The 20,596-nt window shown below is 37.2% G+C and carries 16 protein-coding genes; 7 read left to right on the forward strand and 9 right to left on the reverse strand.

Annotated features, from left to right (window positions below):
- Position 1: 1 nt before the first annotated feature.
- The 3 genes from ACJJVU_RS03185 to ACJJVU_RS03195 form a co-directional block, all read right to left on the reverse strand.
- Complete coding sequence (locus ACJJVU_RS03185) at positions 2-3,286, reverse strand: VCBS repeat-containing protein (protein WP_405222240.1); 3,285 nt, start codon at positions 3,284-3,286, stop codon at positions 2-4.
- A gap of 82 nt (positions 3,287-3,368) precedes the next feature.
- The gene (locus ACJJVU_RS03190; RefSeq protein WP_405222243.1) at positions 3,369-4,985 is read right to left on the reverse strand and encodes a RagB/SusD family nutrient uptake outer membrane protein; all 1,617 of its coding nucleotides are present in this window, start codon (positions 4,983-4,985) and stop codon (positions 3,369-3,371) included.
- A gap of 17 nt (positions 4,986-5,002) precedes the next feature.
- Positions 5,003-8,137, reverse strand: coding sequence for a SusC/RagA family TonB-linked outer membrane protein (locus ACJJVU_RS03195; protein ID WP_405222245.1), 3,135 nt, complete (start codon positions 8,135-8,137; stop codon positions 5,003-5,005).
- Between the two features lie 325 nt (positions 8,138-8,462).
- Here ACJJVU_RS03195 and ACJJVU_RS03200 point away from each other — a divergent pair, with 325 nt between their 5' ends.
- Positions 8,463-9,905: an alpha-amylase family glycosyl hydrolase gene (locus ACJJVU_RS03200; protein ID WP_405222248.1), complete on the forward strand. Its 1,443-nt coding sequence runs from the start codon at positions 8,463-8,465 to the stop codon at positions 9,903-9,905.
- The gene (locus tag ACJJVU_RS03205; RefSeq protein ID WP_405222250.1) at positions 9,898-11,139 is read left to right on the forward strand and encodes an NAD(P)/FAD-dependent oxidoreductase; all 1,242 of its coding nucleotides are present in this window, start codon (positions 9,898-9,900) and stop codon (positions 11,137-11,139) included. Before ACJJVU_RS03200 ends, ACJJVU_RS03205 begins: the two co-directional genes overlap by 8 nt.
- A 2-nt stretch (positions 11,140-11,141) precedes the next feature.
- Here the strand turns inward: ACJJVU_RS03205 and ACJJVU_RS03210 are convergent, their stop codons facing one another.
- Positions 11,142-11,618: a TspO/MBR family protein gene (locus tag ACJJVU_RS03210; RefSeq protein WP_013750940.1), complete on the reverse strand. Its 477-nt coding sequence runs from the start codon at positions 11,616-11,618 to the stop codon at positions 11,142-11,144.
- 95 nt (positions 11,619-11,713) lie between these two features.
- Between ACJJVU_RS03210 and ACJJVU_RS03215 the strand changes: the two genes are divergently transcribed.
- From ACJJVU_RS03215 to ACJJVU_RS03225, 3 genes are read left to right on the forward strand one after another with little or no spacing between them, the layout of a single operon-like run.
- Positions 11,714-12,796 carry a diphosphomevalonate/mevalonate 3,5-bisphosphate decarboxylase family protein gene (locus tag ACJJVU_RS03215; RefSeq protein ID WP_405222253.1) on the forward strand — a complete coding sequence of 361 codons (1,083 nt, stop codon included), beginning with the start codon at positions 11,714-11,716 and terminating at the stop codon, positions 12,794-12,796.
- Between the two features lie 30 nt (positions 12,797-12,826).
- Positions 12,827-13,765, forward strand: coding sequence for a mevalonate kinase (locus tag ACJJVU_RS03220; protein WP_379952819.1), 939 nt, complete (start codon positions 12,827-12,829; stop codon positions 13,763-13,765).
- Between the two features lie 31 nt (positions 13,766-13,796).
- On the forward strand, positions 13,797-14,702 hold the full coding sequence (locus ACJJVU_RS03225) for a geranylgeranylglycerol-phosphate geranylgeranyltransferase (RefSeq protein WP_298329635.1): 906 nt from the start codon (positions 13,797-13,799) through the stop codon (positions 14,700-14,702).
- 89 nt (positions 14,703-14,791) lie between these two features.
- Here ACJJVU_RS03225 and ACJJVU_RS03230 read toward each other — a convergent pair whose 3' ends face one another.
- The 3 genes from ACJJVU_RS03230 to aspS all read right to left on the reverse strand — a co-directional run bounded on the left by ACJJVU_RS03230 (position 14,792) and on the right by aspS (position 17,264).
- A complete protein-coding gene (locus tag ACJJVU_RS03230) occupies positions 14,792-14,983 on the reverse strand; it encodes a cold-shock protein (protein ID WP_013750944.1) in 192 nt (63 codons plus the stop codon).
- 91 nt (positions 14,984-15,074) lie between these two features.
- Complete coding sequence (locus tag ACJJVU_RS03235) at positions 15,075-15,341, reverse strand: hypothetical protein (protein ID WP_035335508.1); 267 nt, start codon at positions 15,339-15,341, stop codon at positions 15,075-15,077.
- Positions 15,342-15,506: 165 nt separating this feature from the next.
- Entirely contained in the window at positions 15,507-17,264 is a 1,758-nt protein-coding gene (aspS, locus tag ACJJVU_RS03240) for an aspartate--tRNA ligase (protein WP_339846657.1), read from the reverse strand.
- A 217-nt stretch (positions 17,265-17,481) separates the two neighbouring features.
- On the opposite strand from aspS, the gene ACJJVU_RS03245 reads away from it, so the two are divergent.
- A complete protein-coding gene (locus tag ACJJVU_RS03245) occupies positions 17,482-18,255 on the forward strand; it encodes a DUF3050 domain-containing protein (RefSeq protein ID WP_405222259.1) in 774 nt (257 codons plus the stop codon).
- Positions 18,256-18,334: 79 nt separating this feature from the next.
- Here the strand turns inward: ACJJVU_RS03245 and ACJJVU_RS03250 are convergent, their stop codons facing one another.
- Complete coding sequence (locus ACJJVU_RS03250; RefSeq protein ID WP_013750948.1) at positions 18,335-19,081, reverse strand: uroporphyrinogen-III synthase; 747 nt, start codon at positions 19,079-19,081, stop codon at positions 18,335-18,337.
- 23 nt (positions 19,082-19,104) lie between these two features.
- Positions 19,105-19,764, reverse strand: coding sequence for a DUF4271 domain-containing protein (locus ACJJVU_RS03255; RefSeq protein ID WP_405222263.1), 660 nt, complete (start codon positions 19,762-19,764; stop codon positions 19,105-19,107).
- 109 nt (positions 19,765-19,873) lie between these two features.
- Here ACJJVU_RS03255 and ACJJVU_RS03260 point away from each other — a divergent pair, with 109 nt between their 5' ends.
- Entirely contained in the window at positions 19,874-20,596 is a 723-nt protein-coding gene (locus tag ACJJVU_RS03260; protein ID WP_405222266.1) for a polyprenol monophosphomannose synthase, read from the forward strand.

Raw genomic sequence — 20,596 nt, forward strand, 5'->3', positions numbered from 1 at the left:
TTTAGTCGTCTTTTCTAATGAATAATGGGGTGTCATTATTCCTTCCTATGGGGTAATAGGTGGTTCCAGAAATAGTAATTTTTTGTATACTTCTAGAGGCTCCTAAAATATTAAATTTTGGTTGTTTTTCTATGCGGAAGAACCCCTTTTTATCGTTGATAAGCAGAACGCCTTGTGATCCATCCAGTCTTCCTATTTGAGTGCTTATTTCATAATCATTACCTACTAGCAATACATCTTTATAACCATCGTCATTTACATCATCTACTAGGATATCATGTACAGAGGAGATTTGAGAAAGTAGTGGTAGCTCATGTGCTGTAAATGTATTGTCTCCATCGTTTTCAAAATACATGGATGCAAGATTTGTGACAGACTTTACTTGAGCATCTCTTAATTTATCTTGAGGTAGTATTTCTTTAAATCTCGCTTTCGCGAAAGCGTTATAAGACAAGTATTTCTTATTGAGTTGAGGTAGCTGTTTTACGAGTTCATCTTTTGTTGCAATGGTAGTTTCTTCTCCTTGATAATAATAGGTTACAATAGGGTCTTGAGTTCCGTTGCTGTCAAAATCTTGAATATATAATTGTAACGGTTGATTTGTCGAAGCAGTAAGTCTTGAATTAAGTCCCCAATTTCCGGCAATGATATCTAAATCTCCGTCATTGTCAAAGTCTGCTACTTTTAATGAATTGAACCAGCCTGTAGATTCTTCTAATCCGTTATTATCTTGCTTTGAAAGCTTGGCTCCATCATTGAGAAAAATTGCAGGAGACATCCAGTGCCCTACAACCACAGCGTCCTTGTATCCGTTGTTATCAATATCTATCCATTCAATATCTCGGACGTTTCCTAAACGTTGAAACGATGTGCTGTACTGAGTTGTAGCATCCTTAAAAACACCTTTCCCATTGTTCTCAAGAATATATTGCAGTGGAGTAGTGCCAAATTGTTGAGGAACCACGTCACTAGTTATAGAGATATCGAGATCTCCATCATTATCGATATCTATGGCTTTTACTGTAGATGCGTTTACTGCTATATCTGAGAATGCAGTCGCGTCATAGGTTAATGATGTTTCATTATTAATATATAATCTTGGTTGAAGAGGCTTGCCAGATTTTATTTCATTCCCACCGCTTACTATAATTAAGTCGTTTAAGGAATCTCCATTTATATCTGCAATGACAGCATCAATGTCCTCATGTATTTGATGTTTATTACTCTCCGGTAGATGTACTTCGTTAAATGTACCTGAGGATGTCTGTACATAAGTGGTAGATTCTCCTATTTTAGAACCAAGAGCAACCATATCATCAAGTCCATCATTATTTAAATCTCCTGCAACAATTGCTTTACTCAGGTTAGTAGATGCATAAGGTACAAGAGGATTCCTGCTGAATTCTAGCGTTGCGTTATCTATATGTTTAAAAGGTATAATGCTATCAGTTATTTGTGCTTTTAATGTTTCCTTTTGGCTAGATGGGAGTACAGAAGAAGCATTATGTGTTAGGGTAATAAGTCGATTTGTGTTTATGTTTTTCAAGGTTTGCGTCTTGCTGTCCGGCCATACAACAGTGAGAGAATCGATACTTTTGTGTTTTCCCAAACCAATTGATAACTCGGGCGCTACAGAAGATAAGTATCCTCTAGTAGTGTAGTTTTCAAAATATTGATAGTCTGTTGAGCTATACACATGAACTTGTGCTCCAATGCCCAAGGTATTTTGTTGAGACCCTTTAAAACGAATCTTCAGATAATGCACACTATCTTTTAATTGTTGGGTTCTGTTTTCTAGCAGATACGCTTGTTCATTTACGTTATTTACGATGAGATCTAGATCACCATCGTTATCTAAATCTGCATAACTACTTCCGTTACTAAAGGAGATAGTACTCTTTATCCACGATTTTGAGGTGTTCTTAAACGTGCCATCACCATTATTTGAGAAGAAATAGTTTTCTGTTTTCTTTTGTGGTATTTCTTCTAATAGCGGAAGCTCTTTATCAGTCATGCGGCTTCCTATTCTTTTTTGAATGTTTTCGTTAGAGATAAAATTAACAAAATCCATATCGTTTGTTGCACCTATGATACCATTTGTAATGTATATGTCTTTATCACCATCGTTATCAAAATCTGCAAGTAGGGGAGACCAGCTCCACTCCGTACTTGATATACCGCTCAAAAAAGCAGTTTCAGAAAATTGCTCTTTCCCTTGATTGATATGCAAAGTGTTTTGCATGAATTGAGGTCGATATCCTTGACGTAACTGATTTTGGAATATAGGGAAGTTAAATTCCGTTCCAGAAGATTTTAAGGTTTCTAAATTCTCTGGCAGCATGTCTACAGATAGAATATCAGTAAAACCATCATTATTCACATCTGCAATGTCGTTACCCATAGAGAAATGGCTAGTGTGACCTAACTTTCCTTCTGTGGTATTGACCTCTTTAAAAGTTCCGTCAGTTTGATTAATGTAGAGATAGTCATCTTCAAAGAAATCATTACCTATATAAATGTCAGGATAACCATCATTGTTTATGTCGCTTATGGCAAGCCCTAGTCCGTAACCTATTCTTGATGAAAATATATTCGCTTTCGCGGAAACGTCTATAAAAACACCGTCTCGATTTTCTAATAGTTTGTCTCCATTGATGCTATCCACCTTTGTACGCTGACTTCCACGTCCAAAATATGCGTTAGGATATAACGAATGCCCCATGATATAGGCATCAAGATCGCCATCATTATCGTAATCAAAAAATGAAGATTGAGTAAATAATCCAGATAGATCTAATTGGTATTTTTTTGATTCTTCTTTAAAAGTAAGTTGGCCATTGTTGAGACCTTGATTTACGTAGAGAAGATTATGCCCTTTAAGCTTTAAATGCCTGGCTACTTTGGATATGTAGATGTCTAGTAGTCCGTCATTATTGATGTCTACAGTAGTTACACCCGTAGTCCAGCCAGTATCATTAGAGATGCCAGCTTGTGTTGTAATATCTTTAAAAGTAAGATTAGCTTGATTGTGATATAGCTTATCTGGTCCTTGATTTGAAGTGAAATAAATGTCTATCAATCCATCATTATCAAAATCTCCAGTTGCTACGCCTGCACCGTTATTGTAGTAGAGATAATTTAAAATATTTAAATCTGAGTCAGGAGATAAATCATTCTTGAAGGTTATACCTGAATCCGTTTTAAGTGTAAAGCGTACATCTGTTTTCTTGTCCTTACATGAAAGTATGAAGAACATTAAAGCTATAAATGTAATAATCTGTTTCAAGATGATGTACGTCTAAGTTGTATATATAAAAAGAGGGCTAGATAACATCTAACCCTCTTTTAAGCTAATTAAATCACCAAGTTTAGTAGCCTGGATTTTGTGTAAGATTAGGGTTTAATGTTACCTGACTTGCTGGAATAGGGAAGAGGTTTCTAGTCTCATCGCCTACAGCTCCCGGAGCTTTAAGTTCCCAGTCTGCAGTAAATTGTCCAAATCTAATTAAGTCATTACGTCTCCATAATTCTGCATATAATTCACGTCCTCTTTCGTCTATAAGCTCTTGAGCTCCTACAGAGCCAATTGGAGTAGCTCCCCTCAATACACGAAGTTCATTCACTAACGGTGTAGCATCACCTCCAGAACGGAAAAGTGCTTCTGCCTTCATAAGGTGCGCATCTGCGTATCTAAAGAAAATCTCGTGAGTGTTGAAAGATCCATAACGAGCAGCATACTTCTGTAAGCGTATACCTGTAGTCTCATCATTGTTTATAAGACTTACGTTACCATCTCCATCTTTAAAATCTCTTTTGAAAGTTAATGGAGCACCAGCTCTGTCTTGTAGTGCCGATCCATCTGCACCATATTGTTGTCCTATTAAGAATCCAACACCAATATGTGATGCATCTGCTATGCCATCTCCATTATTGTCAGTACATCCATCACATGCTCCAATAGGCTCACCAGATGTAGGTACTACACCTCTACGTTCCTCTTGGCCACTTCCTTCTACGTTAATTTCAGGATCTCCTTCAAAAAGATCATAATAAGAGGATAATGTAGCAAAACCATTCCATCCACCACCGGTGTTGTCACGCTCACTAGTTTGCGCGTAGTGAAGTCCATTCCATATTCTGTTACTTACACCAGCTCCTAAGAACCAGATAGTCTCATTATCTCCAGAATCACGGAAGAGATCAAAATAACCTTCTTGTAAATCGTAACCTTCTCCGTTAATTTGGTCTACAAGAGATACTACTTGATTCATGTCTGCACTTGCAGCTTCAGTATCTAAGTAAATGTGCTTGTTAAGGAGTACTTTAGCTAGAAGATATCTTGCAGCAGCCTTATTTGGTCTATTGTTATTTGTCATTGGTGCTCCAGCAGGAAGCTGGTCAATGGCTTGATTCAAATCAGATACAATTTGATCAACGGCTTCTGCACCTCTAAGTACGATAGGATCTTCAAATAATGAAAGTTCTGGATCACGTACAGGTACTTGACCCCAGTTGTCAAGAACAAACCACATTCCTAATGCTCTTAAGAAGTATGCGTTAGCACGATCTTCTGCTGTAGCATTTACTGATAGGTCAGAAAGAACTTGTGCCGCTTGAAAGTGTGTTGTGTTCCACTGTAAGAACGCAGTTTGAATAAACTGGTGACTAGTTAACCAGTTGTGCTGGTGTAACTGTCTCCAGATACCATTATCTCCCCAGTCAGATCCTCTTGTCGGTATGAGCGCTGCATCTGTTGTCACTTCTTGAAGTGCAAAGATGTTTGCTTGATCACCTATTTGACCATTAATTGAGTTGAACATATTATCTAAAAAAGATGAAGGCTCAAGTACTCCGTTAAAGGTTTCTCCAGTAATTACCGAATCTGTGCTTTCGATTTCTAGATCAGTACACGATGTCGCCAGCGCTCCGATCATAAATGCTCCTGCTATGAAGCGGGTTGCATTTAGTTTAATGTTTCGTTTCATAATTTTTCTTTTTTTTATTAAAATCTAGCATTTACACCAAGTGTAAAAGTACGAGCTCTTGGGTATGGTGCATAATCGATTCCTGCTGTTGGAATAGCTGAAGCATTAAGTGATCCTGTATCAGAACTGATTTCTGGGTCAAGACCGCTGTATCCTGTAATTAAGAACAAGTTTTGACCAGTAAAAGATAAACGTAAAGAATCAAACATTCCATCTCCACTTAGTGGCCAGTTGTAACCTAAAGATGCAGATTGTAATCTTACGAAATCTCCTTTTTCAAGAAAACGTGTAGATACAGCTACAGATGAGCTAGCGTTCTCAGCACTATTTGCAGCATCTTGTGTTATATTTCTTCCAATGATTAAAGCAGACTTAGTAAAGAATGCATTGTCTGTAGCGTTATATACTGAGAATCCAAATTGACCATTGAAGTAAGTGCTAAGATCAAAGTTTTTGTAACGAGCACTGAGTGATAAACCTGAGGTAACTTTAGGTACAGCATTTTCTCCTACAAAAAATTTATCTGAATCTGGATCACCTACACCGTCACCATTAGCATCTAAGTAAGTAGGTTCTCCACTTTCATCAAATCCTGTAAATTCTGCCATATAGAATGAGAATAGTGGCTGTCCAGCTTCTAGTTGTTGAGCAAAAGCTCCAGTAAGACCATTACCACGTATAGCTCCAGTTTGAATAATACGTTTAGTGTCTTGCACCTCATTTTTATTATAAGCAACGTTGAATGATGCGTCAAACCCAAAGTCTTCAGTATCTATAAAGGCATAATTTAGAGCAAATTCCACACCTTGGTTAACAACAGTTCCATCACTCAAGTTACCAAATGCTGTTTGCACGTTTGATGGTGCAGCTGTTTCTGCAAGTAATAAAAGATCGTTAGTTTCTTTGCGATATAGGTTGAAAGATCCATTAAGACGATCATCATTAAAACCAAAGTCAAGACCTACATTAAAATCTGTAGTCTCTTCCCATTTTAAGCCTGCGTTCACATCTCCTACTGGAGAAGTTCCAGGTATATTATCACCACCACCAATAATGTTAAGTCCGTTATCTATAGCAGTGAAGTTTGCTTGAGTTCTAGTAGTGAATTGGCCATAACCTAATCCTTCTTGTGAGCCTACGATTCCTGCTCCAAGGCGAAGCTTAAGTGTAGAGATGTTGTCTCCTACAAAGTCTTCTTCATCAAGCTTCCAAGCAAATGCTCCTGAAGGGAAGTATCCATAACGTTCTGCATCTCCAAAAGTTGAAGATCCATCTGCTCTAAATGTTGCAGTAAGTAAGAACTTCTCATTAAAGGTTAAGTTGGCTCTTGTAAAGAATGACTGTAATTCATCTGTGTTGTCATAGCGACCTGCAATATAAGCTGTTAACACGCGATCAAATCCTTCAGGAATAGTGAGTCCTGTTTGAATTTCTGGAAGAAGGGTTGTAACAAAGCTACCGTCATTACCGTATCCAAAAACTTGAGCATTACCAGGTACAACACGGTTTAAGATATTATATTGATTAATAAGCTGTCCTCTCATAGCACCAACATCAGAAGTGTTAAATCCTGCGCCGTTAGAAAATACTCCATCTCTTTGGAATTCTTGATAAGAGAATCCTCCTAAAAGGTCAAGGGTTACATTACCGAAATCTTTCTTGTAGTTAAGCGTTGCTTCAAGAAGCTTGTTTTCGTTATTATTAATGTTGTAATCTCCACGGCCTATATTACTTAATCCTTCTGCATTTAAAATAGTAGAAGCCACTACACCTGTCGTGTTCGATTCTGTTTTGTCATAACCTACCGTTACTTTAGCACTAAACTCGTCAGTAAAATCATAATCTAGGGACACGTTGGCAAGAATACGATCACTTTCAGAAAGTCCTTGAAAACTATTTAAATAGTTTACAGGGCTGAAAAAACCTGGTGTTTGTAAAAAGAATTCTTCGTCGAGTGGGAATGTTGGGTTTGCAGAGATAGACGCACCTATTATGTCACCTCTTGATCCTGCACCACCATTTAAAGGTGCCGTCTCTGTATTAATACGAGAGATACTACCAGTACCAGTTACAGTCAATTTATCATCAAAAAACTTCTGAGAAAAATTAAGTCTTCCAGATATTCTTTCTAGTGAAGAATTTTCAACAACACCATTGTTATTTCCATATCCAAAAGAAGCGCGTATGTTACCTCCAGTATAACTCTTAGAGTAGCTTAAGTCTGTCTGTCTTGAGAAAGAGTTACGTAAGTAAACATCTTGCCAGTCTGTATCTGCAGTACCAACTATTGGAGTATTTGGAAGATCTGCAATTGCTTCAAGATATTCAGCTCTGTTTAGTAGATCATATCGTTTTGCAGCATTTGAAGAACTTACAGATGAATTAATTTCCCAAACACCTTTAGAGGCTCCACGACCTCCTTTTGTTTGTACAATAATAACTCCGTTTGCTCCACGTGAACCGTAAATTGCAGTTGCAGAAGCATCCTTTAATATAGAGATACTCTCAATATCATTAGGATTGATAAAGCTTAATGGGTTACCACCACCAGCTTGAGCAATACCTCCAGTAGTTACTCCAGGAGATCCACCTCCAGCAAGAGGCACGCCATCGACTACAAATAAAGGATTGTTTCCAGAACGTATAGAGTTATTACCACGTATACGTATGGATACTCCAGCACCAGGCTCTCCAGAAGATTCTGAAATTTGAACCCCAGCAGTTTTACCTTGTATAAGTTGTTCTGGTGTTTGTATTACACCTTGGTTAAAGTCTTCCGAACCTACATTGTCTACGGCTCCCGTAGCATCCTTAATAGTTGTTGATCCATAACCGATAAGTACCACTTCATCAAGTGCATTATCTGAAGCAAGAGCAATGTTAATTGTGCTTCTTCCACCTACAGCTACTTCTTGAGTAGCATAACCTACGTAACTAAAAACGAGTGTCGCATCGTTTGGTACGTTATTAAGACTGTAGTTTCCATCAAAATCGGTAGTTGCACCGTTTGAAGTACCCTTTACAATAACATTTGCTCCCGGTAATGGGCCGTTTTCCTCAGTAACTGTTCCAGTCACCGTCTGGGCTTGGGCAATTCCTACAAAGAGGATTGCAACAAACAAGAGCATACTTTTAAGTATTACTTTCTTCATAAGAATCTTGTTTAAAATTAGTTTGCTTAGTTTATTTGAGTGTTTGTACACTTTATAAGGGTTAAAAATATGCAAATTTTATGTTAAGATAGTGTGTGTACCCCCATAAAGTTACGAAAACGATTTCGTGTGAACAAGGTTAGATTTGTAAGAATACCATAATATTTGATTGCTTTGATTGTCATATTATGATTTAAATAGCTCAACTTTTTTTATATAACTACTCAAAATTGTGTTTAAGTCATATGTCACCCCAGCTGCATAGCATTTGGTTAACTTTGATTAGGTTGTATTATTAGCCTAATTTCACACAAAATGGAAACTTATGAAAAAGCATTTTTTAAGCTTAGCTGTAATTGTTACGACACTATGTTCTTGTGAATTCAATACTTCAAATGAAACTCCCGCTTTCGCGAAAGCGTTATCAAAAACCTCTTTTCAGTTTGCTGAAACCATGGAAGAGTCAGGCGTAATTTATGAAGTGAATATAAGGCAGTATTCCCCCGAAGGAACTTTTACATCTTTTACAAAAGATATACCTGTATTAAAGGAGCTAGGGGTTAAGATACTCTGGGTGATGCCTATTTTTCCTATATCTGAAACTAATAGAAAGGGAAGTTTGGGGAGCTATTATGCTGTCTCAGATTTTAGAGAAGTGAATCCTGAGTTTGGGACTTTGCAAGATGTGGAAGATATGATTAAGGTTGCTCATGAACATGGAATAGCGGTTGTGCTTGACTGGGTGCCTAATCATACGGGATGGAATCACACGTGGATTACAAAGCACCCAGAATGGTATACACAAAATGATAAAGGAGAAATTGTTGATCCTATAGATCCAGCAACTGGTAAATCGTGGGGATGGACTGATGTGGCAGATCTTAATTATGATAATCAAGCGATGCGCGATGAGATGATTGCAGATTTATCTTACTGGGTACTAGAACATGATGTTGATGGTTTTAGAATGGATGTTGCTCATAAAGTGCCAGTACCATTTTTTAAGAGAGCAATAGATTCTCTTGAAAAGATAAAGTCACCACTCTTTATGCTGGCAGAAGCAGAGCAAGAAAATCTCATGGCAAATGGTTTTGATATGCACTACGCCTGGCAGATGCATCATTTACTTAATGAAATAGCCAAAGAAGAAAAAAGTGTAGATGACTTCTGGACACTACTCGCGCAGTATGATCAAACGCTAGCTCAAGATGATATGAATATGTACTTTGTTACAAATCATGACGAAAATAGCTGGGCAGGAACGCTAGGTGAGCGCTTGCCAGACAATAAAGAGATCCTTACCACCCTTACCTATATGTTGCCTGGCATGCCTCTCATATATAGTGGACAAGAATATGATCTCGATAAAAGGCTACAGTTTTTTGAAAAGGACAGTATTCCAAAGGAGAAAGGAAGTTACTTTGAATTGCTTAAAAAATTAGGAGAGTTAAAGAATAATCGTAAATCTCTACACGGCGGAAAAACTAAAGCGTCTCTTATTAAAATAGAAGCTAGCAATCCTGAGATACTTACCTTTGGCAGAGAGAAAGAAGACGATCAACTTTTATTTATAGGTAACTTTTCAAGTTCATTAATAACTACAAAAATACCGCTGTCTGGAGCTTTTTTCAATGTGCTCACTGGTGAAGATGTAGCTATAAGCGAGACACAAGCAATTCCATTAAAGGCTTGGGAGTTTTATATTCTGAGCCCTAAAACTCATCTTAATTTTGACACTCGTGTCATACCAAATACTGTAAATGAATAAATTTGACGTCCTTATTGTAGGTGGTGGTGCCGCTGGTTTTTTTACTGCAATTAACATAGCAGAAAAAAAGCCGACACTCAAAATTGCTATTCTAGAGAGAGGAAAAGAGGTGCTTACTAAAGTGAGAATTTCTGGTGGTGGGAGATGTAACGTCACGCATGCAGAGTTTATACCTAAAGAACTTTCAAAAAAATACCCTAGAGGACAGAAAGAATTATTAGGGCCTTTTCACACGTTTATGACGGGAGATACTATTGCTTGGTTTGAAGAGCGAGGTGTCGAACTCAAAATTGAGGAAGATGGGAGAATGTTTCCCATCACAGATTCTTCATCTACCATTGTAGATTGTTTTTTAAAAGAGGCTCATAAGCACAACATTGAAGTGCTTACTAATCATTCTGTGCAAGATGTTGGTTTTGATTCCGCTTTCGCGAAAGCGAGAATTTCAAATGAAGATTCGTTTTATGTAAAGACTAATAAAGGGGATTTTATATGCAATCACCTTGTGATGACTACTGGAAGTAATCCTAAGATGTGGTCATTATTGCAAAAGCTAGGTCACTCTATTACAGATGCAGTGCCATCACTTTTTACATTTAATATTAAAGATGAAAAGATAGAGGGCCTCATGGGGCTGGCAACTAATGTCACAGTAAAGGTGCTAGGAACCAAACAGAAATCTGAAGGGCCTTTGCTTATCACCCACTGGGGAATGAGCGGTCCAGCCATTTTAAAACTCTCTGCATGGGGAGCAAGAGAACTTGCCGATTTAAAATATCAATTTGAGATTCAAGTAAACTGGCTACAGTTTCTCACACAAGAAGATGCTTTAGATGAGCTTTTAGAGCTCAAGGTGCAACACGCAAAACAGTCTCCGTTTAGCTATGCACAACTAGAGCTGCCTAAGCGTTTGTGGCATAATTTATTAATCGCCTCAGGGATTCAGCAAGCTACTAAGTGGGCAGAACTCACGAAGGCGCAATTACAGTCATTAAGCCGAGAGCTCACGCAATCCCGTTTTCGCGTAAGCGGTAAAAGTACTTTTAAAGAAGAGTTTGTAACTGCGGGAGGTGTCAACTTAAAAGAGGTGAATTTTAAAACCTTTGAAAGCAAAAAAGTACCAAATCTTTATCTGGCAGGTGAGGTGCTCAATATAGATGCAATTACAGGTGGTTTTAATTTTCAAAATGCATGGACGGGAGGCTATTTTGCTGCTCAGGCAATTGTAGAATAAAACTAGTTAAGACGCCAGATTTCAAAATTAAGAGCCGTCGCAAAGGCAAGCCATAATATATAAGGAATAAGTAATGCTGCGCTCCATCTGTCTACAACCTTAAACCATTTTATCGTTAATATGACTAAGATAAAAAGGCCGCAAATGGTGAGTAGTGCAAAGAAGGGTTGTTCTAGTCCAAAGAATATGATGCTCCACAGTCCATTAAGTATAAGCTGAAAACCAAAATGGTATAAAGCTACTTTTACCCACTTGTGGTAAAAACCTCTATTCCATACAATACCGGCGGCTATACCCATCATGATATAAAGTATAATCCATACGGGTGCAAAAATCCAGTTAGGCGGACTCCAACTAGGTTTCATAAGACCTACATACCACGTATCTATACTGCTTTGGGTTGCTAGAGCGCCTATAGTGCCTACAAGAAGGCAAATGATTATACTCAGAACAATGCGAATTAATAAATCTTTGTCCATAAAATAAATTGGTTAAGACTTAAAGGTAGTGAATAATCTTAGACGTCTCTAAGCGTTGATATTGCTATCTTTGTATAAATTTCTACTCAAACTCAATGACCGAAAGCGATTTTATACCCTCTGGTGATTACCAAGTTTTACCTGCAGGATCTGTAAGTTATCAATCTCCTAGTAATATAGCCCTTGTTAAATATTGGGGTAAATATGGCGAGCAGTTACCTCAAAATCCAAGCATAAGCTTCACCTTATCTAACTGCCATACAACAACAACGCTATCTTATAAAAAGAATAGTAATACATCTGGCGAGATTCCTTTTGAGATCTTTTTAGATGGAGAAGCAGCGCCAGATTTCAAGCCGAAAATTGCAAAGTTTTTTGAGCGTATAGCTGTTTATATGCCTTTTGTAAAGGAGTATGAATATAAAATTGAGACATCTAACTCTTTCCCGCATAGTTCTGGTATTGCGAGTTCTGCATCTGGTATGAGTGCACTTGCGCTCTGTCTTATGGAAATGGAGCGAGGTATGGAGGTAGCCATGACAGATACTTTCTTTAATGAGAAGGGAAGTTTTCTTGCTAGATTAGGTTCTGGAAGCGCATGTAGAAGTATAGAAGGTCCTCTTGTGGTTTGGGGTAAGCATGCAGAGATAGAAGGGAGCACAAACTTTTATGGAACATCTTACGAAGGAGAAATTCATGAGAAATTCCACAATTATCAAGATACCATATTGCTAGTAGATAAAGGTGAGAAGCAAGTGAGTAGTACTGTAGGGCATGATTTAATGCATGGTCACGCTTTCGCGAAAGCGAGATTTACCCAAGCACATGAAAACTTATCAAGCTTGATGCAAGTTTTTAAGCAAGGTGATGTAGATCAGTTCATAAAAATCGTGGAAAGTGAGGCACTCACACTGCATGCTATGATGATGACGAGTCATCCATACTTTATCTTGATGAAGCCTAAAACACTCGAGATAATAAATGAAATCTGGGCTTACCGTAATGAAACAGGTTCAAAAATTTGCTTTACACTTGATGCTGGAGCAAATGTTCATGTGTTATATCCAGAAAATGAAAAGGAGTCTGTTCAGAAATTTATAGCTAGCGAACTTTTAAAATTTTGCCAAAACAGCCACTATATTGATGATTGTGTGGGTAATGGAGCAAAAAAACTGTAAATTTGTGTAACTCATTAGGAGATCCCCATTATGAAAGGTCCACTTTTTTATTCAAAAATTTTATTGTTCGGCGAGTATGGAATCATAAAAGATTCTAAAGGTCTTGCTATTCCTTATAACTTCTATAACGGAGCCCTTAAAATAGAAGAGAATCCTAATGATGATGCTATTGCATCAAACGGGCATCTTGCACGTTTTGTTATCTATTTAAAAAACTTACAAACTGAGCAGCCAGAGCTTGTTTCATTTGATATTGATCAAATGCAAGAAGATGTAGATGCAGGTATGTATTTTGATTCTAGTATACCTCAAGGTTATGGGGTAGGAAGTAGTGGTGCACTAGTAGCGGCTATTTATGATAAATATGCAGTAGATAAAATCACGGTGTTAGAAAATCTTACACGCGAGAAATTGCTTAATTTGAAGCAAATTTTTGGCGGTATGGAGTCCTTCTTTCACGGTAAATCTTCTGGGTTAGATCCCCTGAATAGCTATTTAAGTTTACCTATTCTCATCAATAGTAAAGATCATATTGAAGCTGCTGGGATTCCTTCTCAAGCGCAAACGGGTACAGGTGCTGTATTCTTATTAGATAGTGGTATCGTAGGTGAGACTGCTCCTATGGTAAACATCTTTATGGAAAGTATGAAGCAAGATGGTTTTAGAGCAATGCTTAAAGACCAGTTTGTAAAACATACAGATGCTTGTGTAGATGATTTTTTAAAGGGAGACGTAAAGTCGCTCTTTGGCAATGTGAAGCAATTATCTAAAGTGGTGCTTAGCAACTTTAAGCCTATGATTCCTGCAAAATTTCATGATCTATGGAAGCAAGGGATAGATACTAATGATTACTACTTGAAGCTTTGTGGCTCAGGAGGTGGTGGTTACATGCTTGGGTTTACAGAAGACTTAGAAAAGGCACAACAGGCTCTTAAAGGACACAAGCTAGAAGTGGTTTACACCTTCTAATAATTCATACTATTTACTTAAAAGGTAACTAATGCTTTCGAGAAAAAACAAACGTTTTATCCTTAAGTTAATTAGCCTCTTTTCTGTGGTGCGTGGTTACAATATTCTGGTGATCGTCATTGCACAGTATCTCACATCTATATTTATACTAGCGCCAGATCTACGCTTACGCGAAATCATATTTGATCTCAATCTCTTATTCCTAGTGCTTGCTGGCGTTTTTACAATCGCAGCAGGTTACATCATCAATAGCTTTTACGATTCTGAAAAGGACTTGATTAACAGGCCTAAAAAGACCATGTTAGACAGGCTCGTGAGTCAAAACACAAAGCTGTCTATATATTTTGTGCTCAACTTTCTAGCTGCGATAGCTGCTAGTTATGTGTCCTTTAGAGCGGTGATATTTTATGCGCTTTATATTTTTGGAATATGGATTTACTCACATAAACTCAAAAAATATCCTTTTGTAGGTAATCTAGTAGCGGCAACACTCGCGATTACTCCATTTTTTGCCGTGTTTATTTACTACGGAAATCTTGCTCCGGTGATTTTTGTGCACGGATCTTTTTTGTTTCTAGTAATTGCTATGCGCGAGATGGTAAAAGATCTAGAAAATTTAAAAGGTGATCTCGTTCAGAACTATAGAACAATACCTGTTATATACGGAACTACTACCTCAAAGTGGTTGCTTACTATTCTAGGAGGTCTTACAATAGTTCCTATCTTTTTTTTAATAAACCACTTTAAGTTAGGGTATATGAGCTATTACTTTTATGGGAGTGTGGCTTTGTTGTTATTGTTTCTAGCCATCTTATGGAGGTCTGTGGCAAGACCTCACTATGTGCTACTTCACAATATTTTGAAGTTTATTATTGTAGCTGGGGTGTTCTGTATAGTACTTCTAGATGCGAGTGTGGTACTTAATAGAATATTCTAAACTATACTTTTATAAAGTTGTTGTAAACGAAAAAGCCCGCCATAGGCGAGCTTTTGTAATCGTAAAAAAGTATCTATCTATCTTGATAACTACAGTACACGTACTTGTGCAGCAGTTAATCCTTTTCTTCCTTCTTCTTCTACGTACTCAACTTTGTCTCCTTCGTTGATAGTTTCCCCGTTAAGACCTGTAACGTGTACAAAGATGTCTTTACCGGTGTCGTCGTTAGTTATAAAACCATAACCTTTTGACTCATTGAAAAATTTTACTGTTCCTTCCATTATAAAATATGTATTAATAAAGTGCAAACTTACACTTTTATTTGGTAACCAAAACTTTTGCTAATATTATATTAATGTAAACTCTTTAAATTCAGCGCTTTTTATCTTTGGAATTGTTAAATTCTTTCATTCTTTTAAAAGCGTCATCTGTGAGCATATAGTCTGCCACTTTGCGATCTTTCCAGCGGTGATAAATAAAAGTGGGCATTAAAATGAAAAAACCACCTGCAATAGAAAGGCCAATAAACTTATGACCCAAAGCTGCGTCTACATTGTCTTTGCAGTAAAAGCCATATGCAAGCATCGCTGCTAGAATAAAGAAAAGAACAATGATGAAAATACGTCGAGCTTTGTTCATTTATTCAAAGAATGTAATGGTTATAAAAAAAGCAATGATAGCTAGTACCAAGATGCTAACCATCGTGATTGCTATCGTTTTTAAAACAGTTTTAAATACTTTAGAGTTGCTTTGATTTTCTTCTGTTTCCAAGACTTGGTTTTGTTAAGTAGGAGTTTGTTAGTGTTATGACTTTTGATCACGTAACTTCAAATTCAATTCCTTCATTTGCTCATCATCAAGAAAAGCAGGTGCGTCTATCATGACATCACGACCACTATTATTTTTAGGGAAAGCAATAAAGTCACGTATAGTTTCTTGTCCTCCAAGAATAGCAACAAGTCTATCTAGCCCAAAAGCAAGACCTCCGTGTGGTGGCGCTCCATACTCAAAGGCGTCCATAAGGAAGCCAAACTGAGCCTTAGCTTCTTCTTCAGAGAAGCCTAAGTGGCGTAGCATGATAGCTTGCGTTTCTTTATCGTGTATACGTATAGATCCTCCTCCTATTTCGTTACCGTTAAGTACAAGGTCATATGCATTTGCTTTTACCTCTCCTGGTTTTGTATCTAGTAGTTCTATCTGTCCAGGCTTAGGAGATGTAAATGGGTGGTGCATTGCGTGGTAATGCCCAGTCTCTTCATCTAGTTCAAGTAATGGGAAATCTATTACCCATAATGGAGCAAATACCTTAGGATCTCTTAATCCTAAACGTGTTGCTAGCTCCATACGTAATGCACTCATTTGAGCGCGAACTTTTGAAGTTTCTCCAGAAAGGATGCAGATAAGATCTCCTTTTTGAGCTCCAGTTACTTCTGCCCATTTTGCTAGATCTTCTTGGTCATAAAATTTATCTACAGAAGACTTAAATGATCCATCGTCATTACAACGAGAGTACACCATTCCTAGTGCACCTACCTGCGGGCGCTTTACCCAGTCAATGAGTTTATCTATTTCTTTACGAGTATAGCTATTTCCACCTGGGACAGCAATACCTACTACAAGCTCTGCATTATTAAAAACGCCAAAGTCTTTATGTTGTGCTACTTCATTGAGCTCTCCAAATTCCATCCCAAAACGGATGTCTGGTTTGTCATTACCATATAAACGCATTGCATCATCATACAGCATGCGAGGGAATTTTTCAATCTCAACACCATTTACTTCTTTAAGTAAGTGGCGTGTAAGTCCTTCAAAAATATTCAAGATATCTTCCTGCTCTACAAAAGCCATCTCACAGTCTATTTGTGTAAATTCCGGCTGTCTATCTGCACGTAAATCTTCATCACGGAAACACTTTACAATCTGGAAGTATTTGTCCATTCCTCCCACCATAAGCAATTGCTTGAAGGTTTGCGGAGATTGTGGTAATGCATAAAATTGTCCTTCGTTCATGCGAGAAGGAACTACAAAATCACGAGCTCCCTCAGGAGTCGACTTGATTAAGTATGGTGTTTCTACCTCAATAAAATCTTGATCAGAAAGATATTTACGTACTTCTAATGCAACTTTATGTCTAAAGATCAAGCTGTCACGCACTGGCTTGCGGCGTATATCTAGGTAACGGTATTTCATACGTACATCCTCACCACCATCAGTTTCATCTTCTATGGTAAAAGGAGGAGTAAGTGAAGCGTTAAGCACTTCTAGTTTTGATACTAAAATCTCGATATCTCCAGTAGCAATATTTGGATTTTTTGAATCACGCTCTATAACGGTTCCAGTAACTTGAATTACAAATTCGCGTCCTAGTTTACGTGCTTGCTCCATGATAGATGCATCGGTACGCTCCTCGTCAAAAACAAGTTGCGTCATTCCGTAACGATCACGTAGATCTACCCAAATAATAAATCCTTTATCTCTAGATTTTTGAACCCATCCTGCGAGGGTAACTTCTTTATTTACATCGGCAGCTCTTAGGCTTCCATTATTGTGCGTTCTGTACATTTCTTGCTCTGTTTGAGATGTGCAAAAATAAATATATCAAAGGGGATTTAAACAGTAACTGTCTATAAATGTTAAGGAAGTGTTTTTTATGGTTTAATTACGCTTTCGCGAAAGCGTAAAAATTCAATTTACCTTCTTAAAAACGTAAATTTGATGTCTGTCTACAAGAACCACAGTGCGATTATATACGTATTATATATATTAAAAAAGATTACAAATGATTTCACACGTCACACAAGAAATACAACCGCTTCAAGAACAATTGCTTAGCCATCCTTTGTATAAAGAGATAAAAACTCCAGATGATCTTTTGGTCTTTATGGAGCATCATGTGTATGCTGTTTGGGATTTTATGTCTTTACTGAAGGCTTTGCAAAATGGATTAACGTGTACCCAAACTCCATGGAGACCAGTAGGAAGTGCCGAAACTAGATATTTAATCAATGAAATTGTTCTTGCTGAGGAGACAGATATAAATGCAAAAGGGGGGCGACAGAGTCATTATGAGATGTACATCGATGCTATGCAAAAAGCTGGTGCGAGTACGGTTGCAATAGATAGTCTTGTTGCTACAGATTTTGATGTAATCGCAATACATGAGGCTATCGAAAATCTGCCAAATAGCGTACGTCAGTTTTTGAAATTTACATTTGATATTATAGATGGGGGTAACTTACATGAGATAGCTGCGGCATTTACTTTTGGTCGTGAAAACCTAATTCCAGCAATGTTTACCGCAATTATTGGAGAGATAGAGGAGAACTTCCCGGCAAAGGATTTATCTGATTTTAAGTATTATTTTGATCGCCACATTGAGCTAGATGAAGATGAGCATGGGCCTATGGCGCTAAAAATGATTGAACATTTATGTGGTGATGATAACAATAAATGGGATGAAGTAGTTGCTGTGTCTAAGGAAGCATTAAAAGTGCGATTAAATCTTTGGGATGGTATATTAAGTGAGATAAAACGCGAGGAGGTTTACGCTTAGCTAGTTGGTACATTTCATTAACAAGCATAAAAAAACCTGCTCATCGAGCAGGTTTTTTTATATATACGATAGAAGAATATTACTTCTTGTTTACGTCTTTAATGTACTTCTCTAAAGCCATTGTCATAGAAGGAGTCTCTGGAGTAGGAGCTTGAATATCTACTTTAAGTCCTGCTTCTTCGGCAGCTTTTACTGTGGTGTTCCCAAAAGCGGCAATACGTGTGTCGTTTTGCTTAAAGTTAGGGAAGTTTTCAAATAATGATTGAATACCACTCGGGCTAAAAAATACTAATATGTCGTAAAATACATTTTCATATTCAGAAAGGTCACTTACTACTGTCTTGTAAAAAGTAGATTGCATCCATTTTACACCTAAAGCATCTAGAAGTTCTGGAACGTTAGGTTTGAACTTATCTGATGATGGCAATAAGAATGTCTCATTCTTATGCTTTTTAATTAATGGAATAAGCTCTGGGAATGTGCGTTTACCTACATATATTTTACGCTTACGATACACCACGTATTTCTGTAAGTAATAAGCAACAGCTTCACTCTGACAAAAATATTTTAAGGTATCTGGCACTTTAAAACGCATTTCCTCTGCAATTCTAAAGAAGTGATCAACGGCATTACGACTTGTAAGTATGATTGCAGTGTAGTCTTTAAGATCTACTTTTTGTAATCTAACTTCCTTACCAGAGACACCCTCTACATGGATGAAAGGGATGAAGTCTATTTTAACGCGTTGTCTTTGTTCTAGCTCAAAATAAGGTGAGTTTTCAACCTTAGGCTTTGGTTGCGAAACGAGGATAGTTTTCACTTTCATAAACACTCATTTTTTTAATTGGGCTACTGTTTTGCGATGAATGAGTACAAAATAAAGTAGGGTCCAATTTCGAGAGTGCAAAAATACAAAATAAAATAAAAAGGAAACCTAAAAAAGTCACTCTTGTATTTGCGGATGAGCCAAAATTGCGAAATAGTGTAAATAGTAATGACTATACCTAGGATGCTGTAAATGAAATAAAAAGGAATTTGCAGTTGGTACACAATAAAGGCGCTTCCTAAAAGCGCAAATAGGCCTAAAAGGTGCTTCACATTAAGTCGTTTGTAAAAAAAGGACTGCATTTTTTTGTCAAAATTTAAAACATATGCTATAAATCGTTCTAGCAGGAATTTTACAATCTCAAAGATGGAGTATCCCAAAAAGATATACTTAAAAATGTCAAAGTTCTCAGAATAAGGAAGGCCTGTTATGGAGCAGTAGGCTAGGTAAAACAAAAGGGAGATTCCTGTAAATTGTATCACGAGTAACACGATCTGTAAAGGATGTAATATAAAAACCCCCTTAGATCTTGTGCTAAAAAAGCGATCTGCACCTACTACATTTATAAAATCTGAGAATCTTGCTTGATAAAAAAACTTGATAGCGGCTAGTAATATCACACAACCTACAATGATTATTGTTATCCAGTTTTGATATGTAATAAGACGTAGACTGCTTTCCAAATCGAGGAGTTTTTTTAGAGCGTTAAAAATACTACAAATTATACCAAAAGGTGCTCCTGAGGTGTAATGACCTTATTAAAATAAGTACATTTGCCTCAAACAAGATTGCATGGCAAACGCTGTAGTTATCATACCCACCTACAACGAAATCGAAAATATAGAGAGGCTGTTGCGCAATATATTTGCGTTACAACGCGCTTTCCATATTTTAGTGGTTGATGATAACTCTCCAGATGGAACAGCAGCCAAGGTAAAAGAACTTCAGGAATTATATAAAGGGAAATTATTTCTCTTAAATAGACCCAAAAAAAATGGGTTAGGTACAGCATACATAGCGGGTTTTAAATGGGCGCTTAATCAAGAATATGAATATATTTTTGAGATGGATGCAGATTTTTCACACAACCCAAATGATTTAATAAGGCTTTATAATGCTTGTGTTAAAGATGGTGCAGAACTTGCTATTGGGTCTCGATATGTAACGGGAGTTAATGTGGTAAACTGGCCAATGGGGAGAGTTTTACTTTCTTGGGGAGCCTCAAGATATGTGAGGTTTATTACAAGGATGGATATCTATGATACTACGGCGGGATTTATATGTTATCATCATAAGGTGCTTAGAGCAATAGATCTAGAGAATATTAAATTTGTAGGATATGCGTTTCAAATAGAGATGAAGTATAAAGCATATCTTAAAAAGTTTAAAATAGTTGAGGTTCCTGTGGTGTTTACCGATAGAACTAAAGGGGAGAGTAAAATGAGTTCAGGTATTATTTCTGAGGCGATTTTTGGTGTTGTTAAAATGCGATTACAACATCTTTTTAAAAAATAA

Origin of the sequence: Dokdonia sp. Asnod1-B02 (genome assembly GCF_045063955.1) — a bacterium.
Classification (GTDB): domain Bacteria; phylum Bacteroidota; class Bacteroidia; order Flavobacteriales; family Flavobacteriaceae; genus Dokdonia.